This window comes from Stenotrophomonas sp. GD04024, from assembly GCF_029837545.1.
Taxonomy (GTDB): Bacteria; Pseudomonadota; Gammaproteobacteria; order Xanthomonadales; family Xanthomonadaceae; genus Stenotrophomonas; species Stenotrophomonas forensis.
Genome location: NZ_JAOEDV010000011.1, coordinates 21455 through 41066, shown reverse-complemented (window position 1 = coordinate 41066; position 19612 = coordinate 21455). Strand labels below are relative to the sequence as shown.

Here is a 19612-nt window from a genome sequence, read left to right as displayed (position 1 = left end):
GTCTAACCCGGGCTAGACACCGCCCTACTCTGCCAGCGGAGCGAACGATGCTTGGCTTGGCGTCCCCATGACTTTCTGGACAAGCTCGTAACCAGAAACCTCCTCGTACCGTGAGGGTATTCTTGCCTTTAGCCCATGGAGGCGCCGGTTTGCTGTCAATGCGAGCTGGTTGTAAGTGGTCGCTGTTACCCGTCCGCGCTGGGCTCCGTTGTATTCCCGGTTATTGACAGTTGGGATATTGGATGCGACCGAATGGCCGACCACGAAGGCATGGAAGAAAGGCCCACCCTGTATGCCTCCGCTGGAGACAAGTTCATCGACATACTCTGCCGCCTGATTCATTTCTTTGCGACCGATTTCAGAACGCCCTTTTTTCAACTCGATGAGCAGGACATCGCGCATCATCACGAGCTGATCCTTGCCGGTATCAAAACTTTCCGTCCCGACGATTGAGAGAGTGGCATCGGAGAGGACGACGATGTCGGGGCGCTTCGCAGCATTAGCAAAGGTCTGATTCTGCTTTCTCGCTTTGAATAGACTGGTGGCGACTGTTCGCAGGGTGTTGTTCGATGCATACTCCGAACTGTCGAACTCCGGCCCAAATAGCCAACGCGCCTGCGTCACGAGCGGATGAAGGGTATGCAACTCGTCAGCTTCCGGGTCGCCGCTGAGCTTCTCCATGGCGGCAATGATGGACAAACGACTGTCGATCTCATCCAGAACCGTGAGCGCATCCTCCACAGTCCACTGTCCTAGCAATCGATCCAGCCCGTCGATGTCGTGCTCATCCAGCTGCATCAGCTTGTCAAGGAAACTTGAACCGCTTCGTGCCTTCTGAATCTTGATAACCGCTTTGACGACCTTGTTGAGGGTCTCCGGCGGTATCCCTGGCTGGTCATGCACCACGGTCTTTGTGAACTGGGCTACTTCAAGCATGGATCGCCTAGGTAGCGTCCGCAGATCCTCTCGATTCTTGTAGAGCGCGTCTTCTGAGTTCTCCTCGATCAGGTGGGCCGACAACTTCTCGACCATTTCCTGGGCATACCCGTTGGCCGCTTCGAAAAGGTGATCAGTTCGCTCCGTAGTCTTGAACTTCGACCAGTCTGGTTCGATTTCGGAAAGCCACTCCGATCCGCACTCAATCACGAGGGCATAGCGCTTGGCAAAGCGCACCCGCCCATCCAGAACGACCATCGGCCCAACGGTCCAACTCGGCAGCCCGACCAACCGATTGCTCACCCAAAACGCTACGCCTTGGTAGCGGGTGGATTTCGCTGTGCGTGTTGTGTCCACCACATACGCCGTGACATCAAAGCCAGGTTCGACCTGAATCTTGCGTTCCTCCAGAAGGCCCTCATGCTCAGACAGCGGGACGGACTGGCCGTTCACCGAAACGACGAACTGCGGATCGTGCAGGAAGCGTCCTGACAGGACCGTCCTGATCCGATCTGGATCTGGGCGGTGGCGTTCAACCTCCACCAACAACCGGGTGCCATGGCCCGAACGGGTGGCTGTCTCATGGCTTTGGATGTAGAACGGCGACGGCTGATTTCGGGTCCCAATCACGAAGGTAGAAAGAACGCCATTTGTCCAAGTTTCGACCGTGTAATGATCAGAAAAGCACAACAAGCCATGGCGACCAATACCGTTGCGTCCGAAGGCCATGCGTACCCAATCGTCGCGTTCGGAAGGAAACTGGACGTTCGCCCCTTGGCTTCGATGCCTGTTGTATCCCAAGGTCATCCAGCGCTTGCGAAACTGGTCCTCGGTCATCCCGTGGCCATCGTCTTCGACCGACAGCATGCCACTTGTTTCCTCCGGGATGATCACGGCAACCCTGGCAGCCCCTGCATCCCACGTGTTGGCCACCAGCTCAGTGAGCGCCATATCTGGGTCATAGCCAATCCGCCCGAGTGACCGCAGCACGTAGTCTTCCTCAAAGAGAGCTTGGTTGGCTGCCTTGCCCTTCTTGTCCATGGGAATATCCGCAAAGTACTTGATCGGTAATATGTGCAAGACTATGCCGCCTTCCGCCGAGTTTGGCAAAAAGCTAAGCCCAGCCCATCTCACCTGCCGCGACGCCAGCCGACGCGTGTGCTATTGCCGGAGCGCCGTTCAATCCCTCGCCCGCTCCGCTTGACCCACTTGGTAATCTCCGTCAGCACGCCGACCAGGAATGTGCCGTATAGACAGCCACTGAGCTAAGCGTCCGCTTTCGGCCAGAAGCGGATATCAGAGTTTCACGTCAGCAGCCCAGCTGCACCCGCTCAGCTGATGCGCTTTGGACTGGTTCCCGCGGGACGTTGAGCACAATCGGTATCGGCGCCAGCCCAAGCGCTCCTCCGGACTGTCCGGCCTCGCCCCCGCCCAAGCCGCTTTTCCAATGACCTCACCCATCCAAATAGAGTCAAATAGCGCTCCGAGAGCGGTTCGGTTCCGACCAGCAGCGCAACACGCGTGACCGAGCAATGCCTGGCCCAAGGCTCTGGGAACCTATAGCGAAGACGGTGCGGCCGACGATCAAGCACGCTACCGTTGCCCAGAATGCCTGAGCATCCAGCGGAGAGGGCACCGAGGGAAACGAGCTACACGCTCGAAGTACGACGCCAGCGAACAGCACGACCGCCAACGATTGAATTCCGGTCAGTGCAAGGGCGACTCGGAACGCGAACCATGTGCTTTCGGGCACTCACGCGCGCATCCATTATGGCTGTGAGCCCGTGTTGGTGATGCTTCGCTGGGACGCCTGGTGGGACGACCACAAGCGTGTGCATCGCATCCGCAAGGAAGAAGGCGCTTTTTACGGCGTCGCCGGCAACCGATCAAGGTGGTCACGACACCCAATACTCTGTAGGACATTCACTGTCCCCAGTGACGCCCTGTTCGATGGACGTCGCTTCCGGCTACTAGAGGTGCTGGATCGCCCGCACCACACCAACAGCAAAGGGCTCTCACCCATACCACCGGCGCCCCTGCACAAGCAGTTCATCCCAGCCCCATCCCTTGGTGGGCGAGTACACCCAGTTTCGGAGCCTTCTCAAGCTGCGAAGCAAGTGCGCTACGAACTCGGCTAAGCAGGGCTCTCCCTTCGGAGCTTTCTATCGCCGCTTCACCAAAAACCTCCAGTTCCCGGATGAGCTCGCCAATCTCCAAGGTCCCGCGGTTCTCGGCATCCGAGGCCATTTCCTGATAGGCCCAGTCAATGTAGTCCCACATGCTAGTAGGATTGGAGTGGCCGCTTAAAGAAGCCACCTGTGCGAGTACCGTTGCTGCTGCCTCAACGCCAAGAATCCCAATGTTTCGAAGCCTCTTGATCCGATCGATGACCTGAAGAGTTATGTACCTGTGTCGAAGCATATGAGCCGTAGCGCGCTCTGAAACTCCGGCAAGCGCCCGCAGATCCGAGAAAGTCTGGCTCACCGTTGCAGCAGCTAGCCTTGAACCGCTCTGAGAGCAGAAGACCCAACCCTTGTCGCGACTCCCCCGTCCGGACTTGGTATGGCGGCGCATATGCATTTCCCGTTGCACCCTGATGTACTTCATGACATCCTGCAAAGTTAGTGCGGGAACAGGAACCAGACGTATAGGGTTCCCCCTCCTCTTCGAGGTCCGCACCTTCAGCATGCCATCACCCTTCGATGCATCAAGTACATCGGTGACCCTGATCCAAACAAGCTCTTCGCGCCTGATCCCGGTATCCGCGAGTATCAGGAGCATCGCGCGATTGCGACTCTTTACGAAGGTGCGCTTCGCGCTTCGCTCGCACTGCGCCAGGAGTCGGCGAAATACCTCAAGAGGCATTGGTCGTACGACTCGCTTTGCACCACTTGGAAGCATCGCTGCATGCCTGTCCGAGGACACCCGGTCCAGCCGTTTCGTCCTCACCACGCGCCTTTCAACCGTGATAATCGCCTGCTCACCAAGCCGGCCGATCTGGAAAGGGCCGAGACTGATACATTCGGCCCAGCCAATGAAAGCGAGAACACGTGAGAGGATACGATTGATGTGCCTTGCGCTGGACTCATCCCGAACCACCAGCCAATCAGCAAACTCGATCAGATGATCATCATCGATCTCTCTCAGCTCCAGGCGACGCAAGTACAGAAATCGTACCAGCAGGCTTAGCTCACTCGCATAGGTGGATATCGTACCTACCGTCAGCCCAAGGCGTCGGCAATGAACTAGGTACGCATTCACTTCCCAGCAAGAACGGCCGTTTGGGAAGAACACCACCTTCATGCCTCCTGCCGCGCCCCTATCGAGGAACGAGGTGACGCGTCCAACCCCCGGTAACCGGAATTGATTGCTGGCCCTCCTACACAAACCACCATCAATCTTCACTTCACTACCCGTAGGGAGCTAGAGCCGCGGTACCGATCGAAGTGTCGCTTTAGCTCATCGGCTGCGACCTCCGATCCAAGAGCCAGCCTCTTGAAGCGTTGCACGAGATCACTGTACCTAGCGGTCATGTCCAGAACAGCATCCTCCAGCCAAGCCTCATCTTCCTGCTGTGCAACAGGCTTCCTCGCGGCCCCCAGAAGCTCTCCGATGGCACGCCTAAACGCTTCCATCCCGCCTGGGTACAGCGATTCCACATTGTTCCTGAGTGTTCGAACCGACATCGGAAAGATGCCTCGAGCCTCATCATTCATCCCGGCAAGATCACTCATGCGTCTAAAGAGATCACTATGCTCTTCAAGAAGGGACCCAACTGCCACCGCCTCGTCCAGGATGGCGATGATGCCCCGAACACTCCGTTCAGCACGAAGCTGCTTGTCCCGCACACCCGCAGCTACCTGTCCTTTACTGAGCCTTGGCATCATTCCCCTCTGTGCGAAATGAGGATTGTGAACGTACTACGATCGCCGGTTGTAATCTGAATCGGCTTGACACTGATCTTTCGCTCCTCAGAGAGCATCTCCAGATACTCCAAGACATCATCATGATCGAGAACAGCGAGATCGTCGCTTCCGAAGTGCTCGAGAAGAAGCGCCTTCAATTTTTGGGCAGATTCCGAGCCATCACCTGAGTTCACAGCCGCCATCGCCAAACAGGCTTCTGCATGACTGATCTCCTTGCCCGTCATAGACTCCTTCACGTATCTCCAAGTCTCCTCGACATCATGATGACCCATGAGCCACGCGAGCGCAGGTAGAGATGACTCTTCCCCCTCCGAATGAAAGAATGTCATAGCAAAGCTCCTTCGCAGTTGATGAGGCTCAAGCACCCATCGCTTTCCGTCGGGGCCACGGAGATCAAAGTAGTCACTTATGAGCTGGAGAACGACGCGCGGATGATTCTCACTGAATGGCCTGATGCCCTGCATTCCGACGAAGAACATCACGCGATCATCCAGCAACGAATCCTCCCTGGGCATCACCCGAAGTAGTTGCGTCCTGAGATTGTTCATGATCGATATCGCCATGGCAACGATACGTGGCACAGGCTTGTCAAACCTCGGCCTCTCGTTCCCTTCCCCCCGCTTTGCCTGGTGAATCGTCAAGTGGTAGCGACCATCAGATGTCAGGAGCGCATGCAACCCCATGTCAATGATCTCGGATCTCCTTGCACAAGCAAACAAGGCCACAAGTCCAAAGCAAACACCTAGATGGATTCGGATCAGTCCGAGAACCAAAGGGAACAACCGATAGGGTTCCAAATCACAGTACCTGTCATCCCCTCTCTCCCTGAAACGCTGGGAAACGAACCTCGAACAGCGTACTAGTGGACCGGTTTCAATCAGCGCTTCCGCATCCTTCAACAATGCAGTTGGCGACCGGTGGCCAAGGTCACCACTTTGGGCGATTTCATCAATCAACCCTGCAAGGTGAGCCTCCAATGCAGGCGCCTCCTCAAGCATCCACGCACACGCTGACCTAACAAACTGCCTACAGACGGTCGGTGGCAATGTCGCCGTGCGGCCCGACTGTTCTCTGCGAAAAGGTCGGCAAGCATCGCGAACCTCGCGAACATTGCTCAAAGCCCACGCGCTTAGGGTCTGGACGGAGTGCGAGGCCTGAGCCAGTAGCGGAAAGATATCCGCATAGCCGCTGGTGGTACGAGCGCCGCGGCTTAAGTCGCGTTCTCCTCGGTACCCGTACTGGGTCAGATGGCTCCGAAATGCGGGACTACTGCGCAGCCTCTGCCAGTCCACCGATATAGCCGCGCCAATGGCGACCAAACTCAACTGGTTTGTTTCCGTCAAGCCAAAGTGGTTCCTAACCTCATCCGCGTCTAACCGTTCCAACGGAATCTCAGCCGAAAGGTAAGAGCTAAGGCGCTCAATGAACCGCCCCGTCCCGCAAGACCCCGCCTCAGCATAGGACTCCATGAATGCCTCTACGTCGTCCAGATGAGCGACTAGGAGTCCGTCACGCAGGAACTTCTCTTCGTACTTAAGGGCCAAGAACTCTGCGAAGAGAAACAGTGCGCCATGAACTGATCTGAGCGACCGGGTTGATCCACGTACCTTCGCTACGGCGATGATCAACGCCTTACATTGTTCACAGATAACTGCGTGAGATGATGTGCTCAATCGTCCCGTTGGTAGCAGTAGATCCCATCTCAGAACCTGCCCACCGCGACTCTTCTCACCGACTTGGCGCAGATCTCTCTTTCCCGTCTCAACTCTCCATACAGATTCGTGGACCGCGGATTTCAGCCACCACGGACGCACTAATGGGCTCAAACCGGTTTGGGTCCGACTGAAGAAGGACAGGACCTCCGAGGGAAGTTGAGCCATCACCGGATCTCCGGCAGCCGAATGCGAGAAATGATGACAGTCTTTCTAGCCAATGCACACTCGACAAGATCAGTGATCTCAATCAATGCCGGGGGCAATGGCGCGGTCAGCGCATCCACAAAGTCTCTCCAGAATCGCGGGGCAACTCCGGTCCGGAGATCAGGTCGATCCAGGAAGGTCGCACTGGCGCTTTCCAAGCGATCCCGGTAGAGCATTGCAACCGCCAGCGCATCAGGATCCTTACAGAGGATCAGTCCCGCGCCAGGAGAAGCGGCCTTGTACACACGGCGGGGAACCTGAGCTTCAGCAGCCTCGTCCGCGCTACCCGAGAGGAACAGGTGGAGGTCCTCAACCGTCGAGAAATCCGACACTTCAAGAAGCCGCTCGTGATCAGAAAATGCTTGAACGATCAGTCTGTTCTGGTGCCGCCTAACCTGCCTCTCAAACAAGGCGATGCGAAGGGCATTTGGGACGTAGTGCCCCAAGGTCGTCTTGACCGATCGGTGGCCAAATATCCTCGCCGCTACGACAAGATCACCATCTGCCTCAAGGAACTTTAGCACTCCGGAGTTCATTCGTAGATTCTTGTAGGTGAGCTTCTCTCTCCATGGAGCGAGCTCGGCATGGCGCTCCCCGAAGTTCGTTGCCCGGGTGACCATGCCGGCTCCCCTGACACTGCGCCAAGCTTCAGATGCACCAAGTGCATTCAGGAACGCTTTCTCCGAGAAGGCTTTCAAACGGTAGTCGAGGCTACTGATGCCAATCCAAAGATGGTTTGCATCCTTCCTTCTCCCTTCCTGGATCATCCGAGTACGTACGGGCTCGGTCCACTCGAAGACCTTCACAAGAACTCGCTGGGCAAGAGGCGAAAGCTCCACACTCTTCTCCTCGCCCGCACGCAGCTTCTCCACGCTAAAGCGGATACCCCCTTTTCCGACAAGACCATCGGAGGAGATGTAGGTTCCACCATGACGATCCCTTTCTATCCTGGCCCTGTACAACGCCACTGGGTTAAGAATCGGGTGTTCAATGAGTAGGATCAGTATGCAGACTGCCGCCTGCTTGCTACTCATGATGCCAAGGTATGGCAGGAGCTCGTTCTTTCCGAACGAAGAAACGAAGTCCCAGATTCTGCTAGACCCATCTAAGATGGATGCCTTGCTCGACTTCACATCGAATTTGCGTCGCTGCCTAGGAATCCCGCCCATATCAAAGACGCATATCCCCAAGGCAATCCTGAGACCCTTCTCATATCGCTCTTGATTCAGCAGGTGCCCCCAGTTCTCTCGGGAGAATCCGCCTCGGCGATGCGCCTTAAGCTCATGTAGTGAACCTACGTCGAAACGGCTAATTTCAGCCAAGCCTCTCTCTCGTTGAGCCACGAACTCCTCGAAGTCCTTCACTGCGCAGTGGAGAATCGTGTTTACTGCCTTCCCAAGTTTTTCCTGATAGCGATCTAGGTACTCTGCACTTCCATCAACGATTGAGATCGACTCGAAGAGATTGTCGTTGTATGAGTTCTGTGCCGAGTTCAAAGTCTTTGGGGCGTTGTTCAGGCACACTGGTGAGTTTGCAGCATGCTCCCTATCCGCAATGATGAGCGCGCGAGGCGGAGCGGAGATGGCAGCCAATTTCGATTCGACGAAGTTGATTGCACCGGTCTGAACAAGACAGGGGATGAATCGAACAAAGCTGGTCCACTGATTCGTGATCGTAGTTAGCGCGACTCCAACCGCCGCTCTGGCCGCGTAGAACTCACCCCGAAGATCAGACAGTTGCGCGACCAAGGCAGCGGAACTGATTCGACGACTTGGAGCCGGCCACCCCCTTCTTGCACCGAGGGCCTGCCAGAACTGAAGGACGCAGCGAACCGAGTACGTGTTCTGGGCCGCGACGTAGCGCCTTGATAGCTTGACAATTGCATCGACAAATGCGGCTTGACCGCGAGGTCCGATCCAACTCCGAAGAAATGTGAAGTCAATCGACGCTACTCCATGCGCCCGACCGATCGCCCTTACCGTGATCCAAAGTCCGTCCGGGCCCGTTTGGACCTCGCCGACACCCTTCTTCTTTCTAGTTGCCATGCAATGTGAGCTACCGTGGTGAGCAGAGCTAATTTGCCGCACCTTATCTTTTTTCCCAAGCACTATTCCTCACAAAACATCTGGATGAACCCCTGCCCGTGTGGCTGGGCCGGTGACCGCAGCAACCGCTGCCTGTGCACGGATGAGCGCATCACCCGCTATCGCGCGCGGGTCTCAGGGCCGCTGCTGGACCGCATCGACCTGCATATCAGTGTGGCCAGGATGGACGCTGTAGAGCTGCGGGAGAGCACGCCGCTGGGGGAACCCAGTGCATCGGTGCGTGAGCGGGTGGAAGCCGCGCATGCCCGGCAACAGGCGCGTGGCGGGCTGAATGCCCATCTGCCACCGGCGGCACTGCGGGCGTGCACGAGACTGAGCGAAGCCGATCAGGATGTGCTGGAGCAGGCCATCGAGCGCCTGCAGCTTTCTGCGCGGGCGATGCACCGGATTCTGCGGGTGGCGCGCACGATTGCGGATCTGGCGGGTTGTGAAACGATCCAGACGGCGCATCTTTCTGAAGCAATCGGGTACCGGCAGTTGGACCGGGGAAAGCCCTAGAAGCACCGTTCGGAGTGGTCGTTGGTAGAGTCGACTGTTAGTCGACTCGCGCGCGAAGCGCGGTCTCCTGCGAGGCAGATGCGAAGAGCAGTCGACTAACAGTCGACTCTACCAAGAGCGGGTCATGGCAGCGGATAGATCAATGCCAGAGCAGGTCATGGCAGCGAAGGGTGCGAGGGCGCCAAGAGGTTCATGGTAGTCCGGCGGATTTTGGGGGTCAGAGCCCTTTGCGGTGCAATGGGATCTGACCCCGAAACTCCTTGTTGCCTCAGAACGCCATCGAGGTACTGAACATCAGCTGCCGGGGCGCGCTGCGCTGCAGGGTCTGGTAATCCCCCGAGAACGACGAGCCGGCGATGGTGGCGGTGCCGATGTTGTGGCGGTTGAACAGGTTGCTCACGTCCAGCCGCAGCTCCAGCCCCGGCACGGCGCTGTCCGCACCGAAGCGGTAGGCGGCATAGGTGTTGACCTGCCAGAAGGTCGGCACGCGGATGTCGTTCTCGTAGGTGAAAGGCTGGCGCAGGTACGAGGTGCTGGTGGCCCCGAAACGCCAGTCGCCGAAGTGTGCGGAAAGATCGCTCACCAGCGAAATCTGCGGATAGCCCGGCTGCGCATTGCCCTTGATCGGGTACACCGTGTCGCCCACCACGAAATCACTTTCGTAGTACGAACGGGCCACGGCCACGCCCTGGTAGAACTGCAGGTGGTCGGTCAGGTCGGCGGTGATGCCGAGGTCGGCGCCGATCACGTGCATCTTCGGCATCAGCCGCACGGTGTTGATCTGCGCGAACTGGGTACCGATGGCGGCCGACAGCAGGCGGTTGCGGATGTCGTTGTAGAACACATCGCCGGTAATCGTCAGCCGGTCGAAACGATGCGACGCGCCGACGGTCAGGTTCCAGTTCTTTTCCGGGCGCAGCGTGCCGGCCACGCGGTCGAATTCTTCCTGGTCGGTGATCGTCCACGCCGAGGCGGTGTAGCCGATGTTGCCGCGCTGGGCCACGCGGTAGCCGTTCATGGTGTTGGCCAGATCGATGAAGGCATCGGTGGATTCGGTCGGGCTCCAGAACAGCGAGACATGCGGCAGGAAGTTGCTCTTCGCGCGCAGCGTGCCGTTCACCGGCCGGTCCTTGGCATCACCCAGGCCGCCACCGCTGGTGCGGAAGTCCACGGCCTTGAAGCCGACACCCAGCTTCAGCGTGTCGTTCAGCACGATGTCATCCTGCAGGTAGAACTGGCGCGAGCGGGTCACCCAGCTCGATGCGTTGTCGGTCTTGAACGCGGGGCCGTACACATCGAACGGACCGGTGGCCTTCAGCGGCGGGCCCTCGCCCAGCAGCGGCTGCTGGTACCACTCGGTCTTGGCCGCGGCCTTGCTCTTCTCCTGCCAGAAGCCTGCGGTGAAGGTATGCGCGCCGGTCTCGAACTGCAGGTTGAGCATGCCGCCCAGCCGGTTCACGCGCGGCGTCTGCACCTGTTCGGAGAACGGCGCGCCGTTCGGCGACGGTACGGTCGGGTCGGTGAGCGTGGCCTGGGTGTGGCTGTTGGCGTTGTACAGCTGCACGTTACCGCTCAGCGCCGGGGTGATCTGGAAGCGATGGTTGATCGAGGACACGCGGTCGCGGGTGGTCTGGCCGGTGTCGTACGGAATCAGTTCGGACAGCTCACCGCAGGTGTAGGCGCCACAGGATTTGTCCGCGTTTTCCGGCGAGGCCACGTACCAGGCCCACGCGTAGTCCGGATAGAAGATGTCGGCCTTCCAGCCCAGCTTGCGGATCATGTCGAAGGAGATGTTGTTGTAACCCCAGACCTTGGCCTTGCTGTCGGACAGGAACACGGTGAAGTCACCCCAGGCTACGTCCTGCCGCAGCTTCAGATCGCCGCGCAGGAAGTTCTGGGTGCCCTCGCCTTGGTACTTGTCGGCCGACACCCGCTGCAGGTCGACCAGCACCTTCGGGCCGTGCTCGCCGAGCTGGCCGCTCTGCCCGGACACAGTGGTGACCAGCGTGCTGTTGCTGCCCACGCCCTGCTTCACACGCAGGCTGGGTGTTTCCTGCAGCTCGCGCAGGCGGTATTCCAGGCTGCCGCCATTGACGCTGCTGGAGAACACACTGACCGGTGCGCCACCGGGGCTGACCGTGATCGCGCCGATGCCATCGGGCACGCCCACATTCACCACGCTGGTGCCGGTGAGCGAGAGGAAGCCGTTGTCGTTCAGCGGCACGCCTTCGAAGGTGATGCCCATTTCATTCATGCGGAAGCCGCGCACGAACAGGCTGGTGGCCGAGATGTCCAGGCCCAGGCCGTCGGTGGCGGTGTAGCCGGCGCCAGGTACCTGCTTCAGCATGGCCAGGCCGTTGTTGCCGGTGACCATGGCGTCGAGGTCTTCGGCCTTGATGATGTAGCGGTTGGGGCCGACCACCTGGGTGGGCGCAACGGCCGCACCGCGCGGCGTGGCGATGACCTGCAGGGCGTTCAAGGTGGTGGGCGTGTCGTGCGCGGTGTCGGCCGATTCGGCGGCATACGCAGGTGCGGTGATGGCCGCGATGATGGCCAGGGCGAGGCGCGTCGTGGGTGGGGTGTTCATGGGCAGATCCAGGTGCAGGGAGAGAGCGGCGCAGGCGCACGCCCAGCGCGTTGCAGCACCGGTGTGTCGGTGCCCTGGCTGGCGATGCGATTGCGTTGAGGGGATGACCGCGCGGTGCGCGCCGGTCAGCAGACGAAGGCGATCATCTGCCGTGGGATTCGGTGGGGTGATTTCGACGTGCGAAATTCTTGCATCGCACTGCCGCATCCGCCATTGCGCCGTGGTACAGCGGCAATGGCGGTGGGGATGGGTGGGTTATACGTGGGTATAGGTCGGTGCGTGCCCTTCATGTGTGCCAACCAAGGTTGGCACCTACCAGGGCGGATGGCCGCGCGGTTACTGCAGTACGAAATGCTCGATCGCGCGCGCGACGCCTTCGTCGGCGTTGCTGGTGGTTTCAAACCGCGCCACGGCCTTCACCGCATCGATGGCGTTGCCCATCGCCACGCTGGTGCCGGCGTACTGCAGCATGGTCAGGTCGTTCTCCTGGTCACCTATGGCCATCACGTTGGCGCGGTCGATGCCCAGGTGCTCGGCCAGCTTCTGCAGGCTTGGCCCCTTGCCGGCGCGATGGTCGAACACTTCCAGGAAGAACGGCGCGCTCTTCAGCACCGCGAAGCGCTCGGTCAGTTCGGTGGGCAGGCGCGCGATGGCGGCATCCAGCACGTCGGGCGCGTCGATCATCATCAGCTTGATGAAGGACATGGACGGGTCCATGTCGGCCACGCGGCGGTACGACAGCGGCATCCGCGAAAGATGCGAGTCGGCCACGGTGTAGTAGCTGATGTCCTGGTTGGGCGTGTACATGCGCTGGCTGTCCAGCGCCTGGAAGTGCACGCCGAGTTCGCGGGCCACCTGCTCGCAGAACAGGAAGTCGTCGAAGCTGAGCGGATACTCGACCACGGTTTCGCGCGTGCCGATGCGCTGCACCAGCCCACCATTGCAGGCGATGCAGTAGTCATCGTCGCCGTCGATGCCCAGCTCCTGCAGGAACGGCGCCAGGCCGGGAACCGGGCGGCCGCTGGTCAGCACGATGTGCACGCCCAGCGCGCGCGCCTGCGCGATGGCCTGCCTGGCCCGGGCGGTGAGCTGGTGGGCTGGATCCAGCAGGGTGCCATCCATGTCGATGGCGACCAGTTCGATGGTCGATTGCCGGCGGCCCATGTCCATTGCGTTCAACTCGTGCGGGGCACGCCAGTTTACCCCCTCATGCCCGGTTCACCTCTTTGCCCACGTTGGCCGGGATACTGCAGGACCCTGTGCGTCCCCCACCGCAGGACGGCCCGCTGACCGCCCTTCCCTGGAGAACCTTGCGACGCATGACCTACCGTGCCCCCGAAACCAACGACAGCGCGCCGCTGGCCCAGCAGATCGAGCAGATGATCGACGAGCTGCCCGGCGAACAGGTCAGCGTCGGCACCCTGCTCAGCGCGCTGGGCGATGAGGGCCTGCTGCTGATCGTGATCCTGCTCTCGGCCATCTTCATCATTCCAGTGTCGATTCCCGGGCTGAGTACGGTGTTTGGCGCCTCGATCCTGCTGATCGGCCTGAGCCGGGTGCGCAACCGCCCGTTGTGGGTGCCGCAGAAGCTGGCGCGCCGCGAGATCGCCACCGACAAGCTGAAGGCCAACCTGGGCCGTGCGCTGAAGTGGGTGCACCGCATGGAGCGGTTGTCACGGCCGATGCGGCTGGCGGTGATGGTGCGCTCGAAGAAGATGATGCGCCTGAACAACCTGATGCTGGTGTTCGCGACCCTGCTGCTGATGGCGCCGGCCGGGCCGATTCCCTTCAGCAACACGCTGCCGGCGCTGGCGCTGATGTCCTTTGCGATCGGCTTCATCCAGCGCGATGGTGCGGCGGTGGCGGCCGGTTACGGCTTTGTCGTGGCCACGGTGGTGTATTTCGGTGTGCTGCTGGGCGGCGTGGGGTTTGCTGCCGAATCGGTGTTCAGCGGGCTGCGCAGCGGGCCGTCGGAACTGTAGAGCCGAGCCCATGCTCGGCTGATTCCGGCTTTTTGTAGAGTCGAGCCATGCTCGACTGCTCCTTGCAAAAGCAGTCGAGCATGGCTCGACTCTACAAAGGCCAGATCCAAAGCAGTCGAGCAAGCTCGACTCTACAAGGCTACTTGGCTGACACGCGCCACACCACATCGCCCACGTCGTCGGCCACCAGCAGTGCGCCCTCGGCATCCATCGCCATGCCCACCGGTGCGCCCATCAGCGTCTTCTCGTCCTTGGAGGTGAAGCCACCGACCACGGTCTGCGGCCGCCCGGTCGGCTTGCCGTCCTTGAACGGCACGTACACCACTTCATAGCCGCTCAGCGGTGAACGATCCCAGCTGCCGTGCTCGCCGATGAAGGCGCCACCGTGGTACTGCGCCGGCAGCGCCTGGCCGGTGTAGAACAGCAACCCTAGCGGTGCCACGTGCGAGCCGATGGCGTAGTCGGGCACGATCGCCTTGGCCACCAGGTCCGGCCGCTGCGGTTGCACGCGCTCATCCACGTGCTGGCCGTAGTAGCTGTAGGGCCAGCCGTAGAAGCCGTCTTCCTTCACCGAAGTGAGGTAATCCGGCACCAGGTCGGCGCCGATCTCGTCGCGCTCGTTGGCCACCGCCCACAGCTTGCCGGTACTCGGCTCCCAGTCCAGCCCGGTCGGGTTGCGGATGCCCGATGCAAAGATGCGGCTGCCACGGGTGGCCACGTCCACTTCCAGCACCACCGCGCGGCGGTACTCCACCGCCAGGCCGTTCTCGGTGATGTTGCTGTTGGAGCCCACGCCCACGTACAGCTTGCTGCCATCGCGGCTGGCCAGCAGTTCCTTGGTCCAGTGGTGGTTGATGGTGCTGGGCAGGTCGGTGAACTCGCGGCCCTTGTCGGACATGCGGGTTTCGCCCGGCACATAGTGGTACTGCATGATGTTGCCGGTGTTGGCCACGTACAGCGTGTCACCGATCAGCTGGATGCCGAACGGCGAATGCAGGCCCTCGATGTAGACGTGCTGGGTCCAGGTGGTGGTGCCGGGCGTGCGCCGCAGCAGGGTGACCCGGTTGCCGCCCTTGCCGGCCTTGCCCGAACGGGCCTTCACCTTGCCGGCGATCCACTGCTTGGGCGTGGTGACCGGCTCTTCGCCGGGGCCGTTGCCTTCCACCACCAGCACGTCGCCATTGGGCAGGGTCAGCAGGCGCCGCGGGTGCATCAGGTTGGCGGCGATGCGCTCGATCTTCAGGCCGTCGGCCACCGTCGGTGACTGGCCTTCGGCCCAGCCGACGCCCTTGGGCACCTGCATCGGCGGCATCAGGAAGTTCTTCGGCGCCGGCAGCGGCGGCTTCGTGCCGGACTGGTCGGCGGGGTGGTACTCGGCCTTGCCTGCACAGGCCGACAGGGTGACGGCCAGTGCCAGGGCGGCCACGGTGGGCAGGATGTGCTTAGCCATGACGGCCTCCCTGCAGCACCGGCGGCTGCAATGACAGCAGGATCAGGCCCAGTGCGATCAGGGCCACGGTCAGCGCCGACAGGATCGTGCCCGGCACCGCGACGGCATAGGCATCACGGCTGTGCACGAAGGCGTTCCAGATCGCCAGCAGCACGGCCACCAGGTTGAGGAAGAAGTCGATGCGGTCGATGCGGGTGGCCGTGCCGTTGCGGCGCCAGACTGCGAACAGGTTGATCAGCCGCGGAAGGATGGCGATCAGCAGGCCGAAGGTGATCAGCCAGGCGGCGGCCTTGCCCCACATCACCTCGGCGCTGTTGAGATAGATCGCGTCGAAGATCAGGGCGCCGACGAAGAAGCCGAACGGTATCGGGTTCAACAGGCTGAACAGCGTAGTGCCTGGGCCGCGATGGGCCTGGGCGAGGGGGTTGACCATCTGGGTGCTCCGGTACGGATGTGTGCGAGGGCCGTAGTAGCACAGGCGGATGTGAGGGCGCGCGATGACGTCGGGTAGATCCTCGCCATGCGTGGGCGCGGGTGCCGGCCAAGGTTGGCATCCCCCAGATGCGAGCCAACGCCGTCGTCATTACCGGCGGGCATAAGTGTTTGTGACGGAATTGGCACATCCGCAGATTGCTGCTGTGAAGAGGTAGGGGGTTCTTCGTTGTCTCGCGTTTGGCTCGTTGCGATGGGGCAGTTCCGCCCCGCCGTCTGCCATGCCGATTCACAACAGAAGGATTCGTGTATGAAGCGACACACGCAACGCTCCGCGCCACCGCGCTCCGCGCGGCTGGCCCTTGCCACTGCCCTGGTGCTGGGCAGCCTGGTGGCCACCGCACAGGCCCAGCAGGCCGATCCGCTGGCGGGCATCCAGTGGCACCTGCGCAATACCGGGCAGACGGTACCGGCCGACACGCTGCCGGTAGCCGGCAACGATCTGAACGTGGATGGCCTATACCGCAACGGCATCCGCGGCCAGGGCGTCACCATCGCCATCGTCGATGACGGCCTGCAGATCGCGCATCCGGACCTGGCCGCCAACGTGGCGGCCGTGGCCGGCAAGAACTTCGCCAATGGTTCGAACAATCCCAGCCCGTCCAATCCGGACGCCGACAACCACGGCACCATGGTCGGCGGCATCGCCGGCGCGGTGGGCGCCAACAACCTGGGCGTGCGTGGTGTGGCTCCGGCGGCAACGCTGAAGGGCTTCAACCCCATTTCGCGCTCCGCCCAGGGCAACCAGCAGAGCAACATCGAGTACGCCTGGTGGGATGGCGCGGAATCGGCCGACGTGCAGGTGTTCAACAACAGCTGGGGCGCCGGCCCGGGCAATCCGAACCTGCCGTTGGCGTACAGCGAGAACACGATACGTTCGTATGAGCAGGCGCTGTCGGGTACGCGCGGTGGCCGCGGCGGCATCTACGTGAAGTCGGCCGGCAACAACTTCAACAACGGGTACTGGCAGGACAACCTCGGCAACACCTTCGATGTCTGCACCAATGACACCAAGAACCGCAACACCGGCTGCGTGCCGGCTGGCCGCGATCCGCGCAACAACCTGTTCAACGTGATCACCGTTGCCGCCGTGCGCGCCGATGGCGTGCGCTCGTCGTACTCCTCCACCGGCTCGGCCCTGTGGGTCTCGGCCTTTGGCGGTGAGTACGGCCTGCAGGCCCAGTACGCACCGGGCCTGGTGGCACGCGCGTACGACCCGGCCATCGTCACCACCGACGTGACCGGGTGCGCGCAGGGCAGCAACAAGAACACCAACCGCGAGAACACGCTGGACAGCAACCAGTCGGCCATCGACAGCACCTGCAACTACACCGCCAAGATGAACGGCACGTCAGCGTCGGCACCGATGGTATCGGGCGTGGCTGCGCTGGTGCTGGAAGCCAATCCGAACCTGTCCTATCGCGATGTGAAGTACATCCTGGCCACCACCGCCACCCGCAACCACCCGAACCAGCCGGCGGTGACACTGGCCGACGGGCGCACGCTGGTGCCGGGCTGGACGGTGAACGCTGCCAACCGTGCCTACAGCAACTGGTATGGCTTCGGCGTGGTCAATGCTGCGCGTGCAGTAGAGGTCGCCGAGAACTTCCAGTCGCTGGGACCGCTGGTCGACAGCGGCTGGCGCACCACCACGCGCACCGTGGCCATCGGCAACACCTCGGCTGCCGCGGCACGCCTGACCTTCCAGCTGGCCAACGGCGCGCGCAACATCGAAAGCGTGCAGCTCGGCTTCCGGGTCAACCACCGCAATACGCGCCAGCTGCAGTTCGTGCTGGTTTCGCCCAGCGGCACCCGCAGCGTGGTGCAACCGGCGTTCACCGCGATCGGTTCGGGCACGGGGAACGCGCAGAGCAATTTCACCAGCTGGGACCTGCTGTCCAGCAATGCCTTCCTGGATGAGAATGCCACCGGCACCTGGACGCTGGAAGTGACCGACATGGGGCAGGCCGCGACTGCTGCATCGCGTGGCAACCTCGAATCCTTCAAGATCCGCGTTCTGGGGCACTGATGATGAAAAAGACCATTCTGTTGAGCACGCTCGCCTTCGCGGCGATGACCTCCCCTGCCTGGGCACAGAGCTCGGGGCAGACACCTCCGGCCAGGACCCCGTCAACCGTGGATGCGCAGGAACTGAAGGCGTCCGCTACCGGCCGCTCGTTCGATGTGGGTGGCACGCGTTTCCAGCTGTCTCCCACGACCACGGTGAAGCAGGTCAGCGGCGGTCGGTTCACGATCACCTCGCAGGCGGCGGCCACCAGCACGCGTACCAAGCGTTCGCTGGACGGCGCAGCGGCCGCGCCTGCTGATGCCGGCGCCGGCAAGTTCGCCGCGGCGGTATCCCACGACGGAGCGCCGGTGGTGGCGACGTCGCGGGTCAAGGTGTTCTTCACCGATGCAGCCGCTGCCCAGCGCGCAGCAAGCGCCACCGGCGGCAGCGTGGTGAAGGTGTCGAAGGCGTCGGGCCAGGCCATCGTGGAGTACCCGTCGGTGAACGCGGCGCTGGATGCGACCACCAAGCTGCTGTCCACCGCCGGCATCCGCGCCACCGAGCCGGACGTGGTGCAGTGGGAAGAAACCAAGTAAGGCGTTGAGTGGTGCCCCCGGCCGGTTGGCTCTCCTGGCCGGCCGGGGGATTCAGGGGTGTGCCAGTCAAGGTTGGCACCCACCAGCGTCAGCGAGCGGCGAGTGTGCCGTTGCGGGACAGGCTGCAGCTGGCCAGCGGGTCGCTGCCGGCCGCCGGGTGGGCCGGCTCGAGCAGCAGGCGCTGCACGTCGGAGAACAGCTTGTCCACCGGCATGCCATACGGGGCGAACAGCCGCAGCCGGCCTTGGCGATCAAACACGTAGCCGCCGGCGATGTGGCTCATCGTGTAGGTCTGCGGGATCGGGCCGGGTTCCTTTTCATAGAACGCCTTGAAGTCGCTGGCCATTGCGGCCAACTGCGCTTCGTTGCCGACCAGCGCGATTGCCTTGGTGTCGAATGCTTCCACGTAGGTGCGGGCGACCTCGGGCGTGTCGCGTGCCGGGTCGACGCTGACGAACACCACCTGCAGCTGGTCGGCATCCTTGCCCATCAGGTGCTTGACCTGGCTCAGCTCGACCATCGTGGTCGGGCACACGTCCGGGCAGCTGGTGAAGCCGAAGAACAGATAGGTCACCTGCCCCTGCAGATCCCCCGGGCCACGCACAGTGCCGCGGCTGTCGGGCATCGACCAGTGCTGGCCGAGTTCTTCGCAGGCGATGTCCCTGGAGTAGAAGTCCATGCGCGACTGCGCGCTGCAGCCGGCCAGCAGGCCGAGCAGCAGGCCTGCCGCCAGGCGCAGGCCACGATGGGGGAACGCAATGCCTTTCACGGTTCGCAGGCTCAGTTGATCATCATGTGGTAGTGCATGCTCCAGATGATCCAGACCGACAGTGCGACGACGACGAACAGGATCACCAGGGTGAACACGAAGCTGGCCAGGTTCCAGCCACCTTCGGACTTGCGGTCCATGTGCAGGAAGAAGACCAGCTGCACCAGGATCTGCGCCACCGCGAAGCCGACCAGCAGGAACAGCGTGAGCGGCCGCGACAGCACCGGGTTCATTACCAGTGCGAACGGCACCACGGTCAGCAGCGCGCACAGCACGAAGCCGATCAGGTAGGACTTGGTGGAGCCATGCGCATTGCCGGCGCGCGAGGTTTCGACGTGGGCCAT

General features: G+C 61.5%; 14 protein-coding genes and 1 pseudogene. 4 read left to right on the top strand and 11 right to left on the bottom strand.

Features of this window, described 5'->3' with window-relative positions; translation table 11 throughout:
- Positions 1 to 24: 24 nt before the first annotated feature.
- The 5 genes from N7590_RS05580 to N7590_RS05560 form a co-directional block, all read right to left on the bottom strand.
- Positions 25 to 1977: an ATP-binding protein gene (locus N7590_RS05580; protein ID WP_046984209.1), complete on the bottom strand. Its 1953-nt coding sequence runs from the start codon at positions 1975 to 1977 to the stop codon at positions 25 to 27.
- A 1008-nt stretch (positions 1978 to 2985) separates the two neighbouring features.
- Positions 2986 to 4239, bottom strand: a complete 1254-nt coding sequence (locus N7590_RS05575) for a site-specific integrase (RefSeq protein WP_279935225.1) — start codon at positions 4237 to 4239, stop codon at positions 2986 to 2988.
- A 98-nt stretch (positions 4240 to 4337) separates the two neighbouring features.
- Entirely contained in the window at positions 4338 to 4820 is a 483-nt protein-coding gene (locus N7590_RS05570) for a hypothetical protein (protein WP_152906995.1), read from the bottom strand.
- On the bottom strand, positions 4820 to 5860 hold the full coding sequence (locus N7590_RS05565; protein ID WP_160314167.1) for a tyrosine-type recombinase/integrase: 1041 nt from the start codon (positions 5858 to 5860) through the stop codon (positions 4820 to 4822). Before N7590_RS05565 ends, N7590_RS05570 begins: the two co-directional genes overlap by 1 nt.
- Positions 5861 to 6741: 881 nt before the next feature.
- Positions 6742 to 8826: a hypothetical protein gene (locus N7590_RS05560; protein ID WP_152906641.1), complete on the bottom strand. Its 2085-nt coding sequence runs from the start codon at positions 8824 to 8826 to the stop codon at positions 6742 to 6744.
- 84 nt (positions 8827 to 8910) lie between these two features.
- Here N7590_RS05560 and N7590_RS05555 point away from each other — a divergent pair.
- Positions 8911 to 9384: pseudogene (locus N7590_RS05555) on the top strand (ATP-binding protein); the annotation flags it as partial.
- Between the two features lie 268 nt (positions 9385 to 9652).
- On the opposite strand, the gene N7590_RS05550 reads toward N7590_RS05555, so the two are convergent.
- Entirely contained in the window at positions 9653 to 11971 is a 2319-nt protein-coding gene (locus tag N7590_RS05550; protein ID WP_164241603.1) for a TonB-dependent receptor, read from the bottom strand.
- Positions 11972 to 12307: 336 nt separating this feature from the next.
- Positions 12308 to 13141, bottom strand: coding sequence for a sugar-phosphatase (gene yidA / locus N7590_RS05545; RefSeq protein ID WP_053510775.1), 834 nt, complete (start codon positions 13139 to 13141; stop codon positions 12308 to 12310).
- A gap of 149 nt (positions 13142 to 13290) precedes the next feature.
- On the opposite strand from yidA, the gene N7590_RS05540 reads away from it, so the two are divergent.
- On the top strand, positions 13291 to 13953 hold the full coding sequence (locus N7590_RS05540; RefSeq protein WP_053510773.1) for an exopolysaccharide biosynthesis protein: 663 nt from the start codon (positions 13291 to 13293) through the stop codon (positions 13951 to 13953).
- Positions 13954 to 14092: 139 nt separating this feature from the next.
- On the opposite strand, the gene N7590_RS05535 is transcribed toward N7590_RS05540, so the two are convergent.
- Together N7590_RS05535 and N7590_RS05530 are read right to left on the bottom strand one after the other, a co-directional pair.
- Positions 14093 to 15403, bottom strand: coding sequence for a sorbosone dehydrogenase family protein (locus N7590_RS05535; protein ID WP_053451039.1), 1311 nt, complete (start codon positions 15401 to 15403; stop codon positions 14093 to 14095).
- Positions 15396 to 15836, bottom strand: a complete 441-nt coding sequence (locus tag N7590_RS05530) for a DUF2231 domain-containing protein (protein ID WP_164241604.1) — start codon at positions 15834 to 15836, stop codon at positions 15396 to 15398. Before N7590_RS05530 ends, N7590_RS05535 begins: the two co-directional genes overlap by 8 nt.
- Positions 15837 to 16145: 309 nt before the next feature.
- Between N7590_RS05530 and N7590_RS05525 the strand changes: the two genes are divergently transcribed.
- Both N7590_RS05525 and N7590_RS05520 read left to right on the top strand, forming a co-directional pair.
- Complete coding sequence (locus N7590_RS05525) at positions 16146 to 17924, top strand: S8 family serine peptidase (RefSeq protein ID WP_164241605.1); 1779 nt, start codon at positions 16146 to 16148, stop codon at positions 17922 to 17924.
- Positions 17924 to 18499 (top strand): hypothetical protein, encoded by a 576-nt coding sequence (locus tag N7590_RS05520; protein ID WP_053451042.1) that lies wholly within the window; start codon positions 17924 to 17926, stop codon positions 18497 to 18499. The genes N7590_RS05525 and N7590_RS05520 overlap by 1 nt, the downstream gene beginning before the upstream one ends.
- An 88-nt stretch (positions 18500 to 18587) precedes the next feature.
- On the opposite strand, the gene N7590_RS05515 is transcribed toward N7590_RS05520, so the two are convergent.
- Together N7590_RS05515 and cyoD are read right to left on the bottom strand one after the other, a co-directional pair.
- Positions 18588 to 19268: an SCO family protein gene (locus N7590_RS05515; protein ID WP_164241606.1), complete on the bottom strand. Its 681-nt coding sequence runs from the start codon at positions 19266 to 19268 to the stop codon at positions 18588 to 18590.
- Positions 19269 to 19279: 11 nt separating this feature from the next.
- The gene (cyoD, locus tag N7590_RS05510) at positions 19280 to 19612 is read right to left on the bottom strand and encodes a cytochrome o ubiquinol oxidase subunit IV (RefSeq protein WP_164241607.1); all 333 of its coding nucleotides are present in this window, start codon (positions 19610 to 19612) and stop codon (positions 19280 to 19282) included.

Bases quoted from the DNA above. Each gene is read 5' to 3' on its own strand.
- N7590_RS05580 (WP_046984209.1), bottom strand. From the start codon at position 1,977: ATGGACAAGAAGGGCAAGGCAGCCAACCAAGCTCTCTTTGAGGAAGAC.
- N7590_RS05575 (WP_279935225.1), bottom strand. From the start codon at position 4,239: ATGAAGGTGGTGTTCTTCCCAAACGGCCGTTCTTGCTGGGAAGTGAAT.
- N7590_RS05570 (WP_152906995.1), bottom strand. From the start codon at position 4,820: ATGCCAAGGCTCAGTAAAGGACAGGTAGCTGCGGGTGTGCGGGACAAG.
- N7590_RS05565 (WP_160314167.1), bottom strand. From the start codon at position 5,860: ATGCTTGAGGAGGCGCCTGCATTGGAGGCTCACCTTGCAGGGTTGATT.
- N7590_RS05560 (WP_152906641.1), bottom strand. From the start codon at position 8,826: ATGGCAACTAGAAAGAAGAAGGGTGTCGGCGAGGTCCAAACGGGCCCG.
- N7590_RS05550 (WP_164241603.1), bottom strand. From the start codon at position 11,971: ATGAACACCCCACCCACGACGCGCCTCGCCCTGGCCATCATCGCGGCC.
- yidA (WP_053510775.1), bottom strand. From the start codon at position 13,141: ATGGACATGGGCCGCCGGCAATCGACCATCGAACTGGTCGCCATCGAC.
- N7590_RS05540 (WP_053510773.1), top strand. From the start codon at position 13,291: ATGACCTACCGTGCCCCCGAAACCAACGACAGCGCGCCGCTGGCCCAG.
- N7590_RS05535 (WP_053451039.1), bottom strand. From the start codon at position 15,403: ATGGCTAAGCACATCCTGCCCACCGTGGCCGCCCTGGCACTGGCCGTC.
- N7590_RS05530 (WP_164241604.1), bottom strand. From the start codon at position 15,836: ATGGTCAACCCCCTCGCCCAGGCCCATCGCGGCCCAGGCACTACGCTG.
- N7590_RS05525 (WP_164241605.1), top strand. From the start codon at position 16,146: ATGAAGCGACACACGCAACGCTCCGCGCCACCGCGCTCCGCGCGGCTG.
- N7590_RS05520 (WP_053451042.1), top strand. From the start codon at position 17,924: ATGATGAAAAAGACCATTCTGTTGAGCACGCTCGCCTTCGCGGCGATG.
- cyoD (WP_164241607.1), bottom strand. From the start codon at position 19,612: ATGGCCCACGTCGAAACCTCGCGCGCCGGCAATGCGCATGGCTCCACC.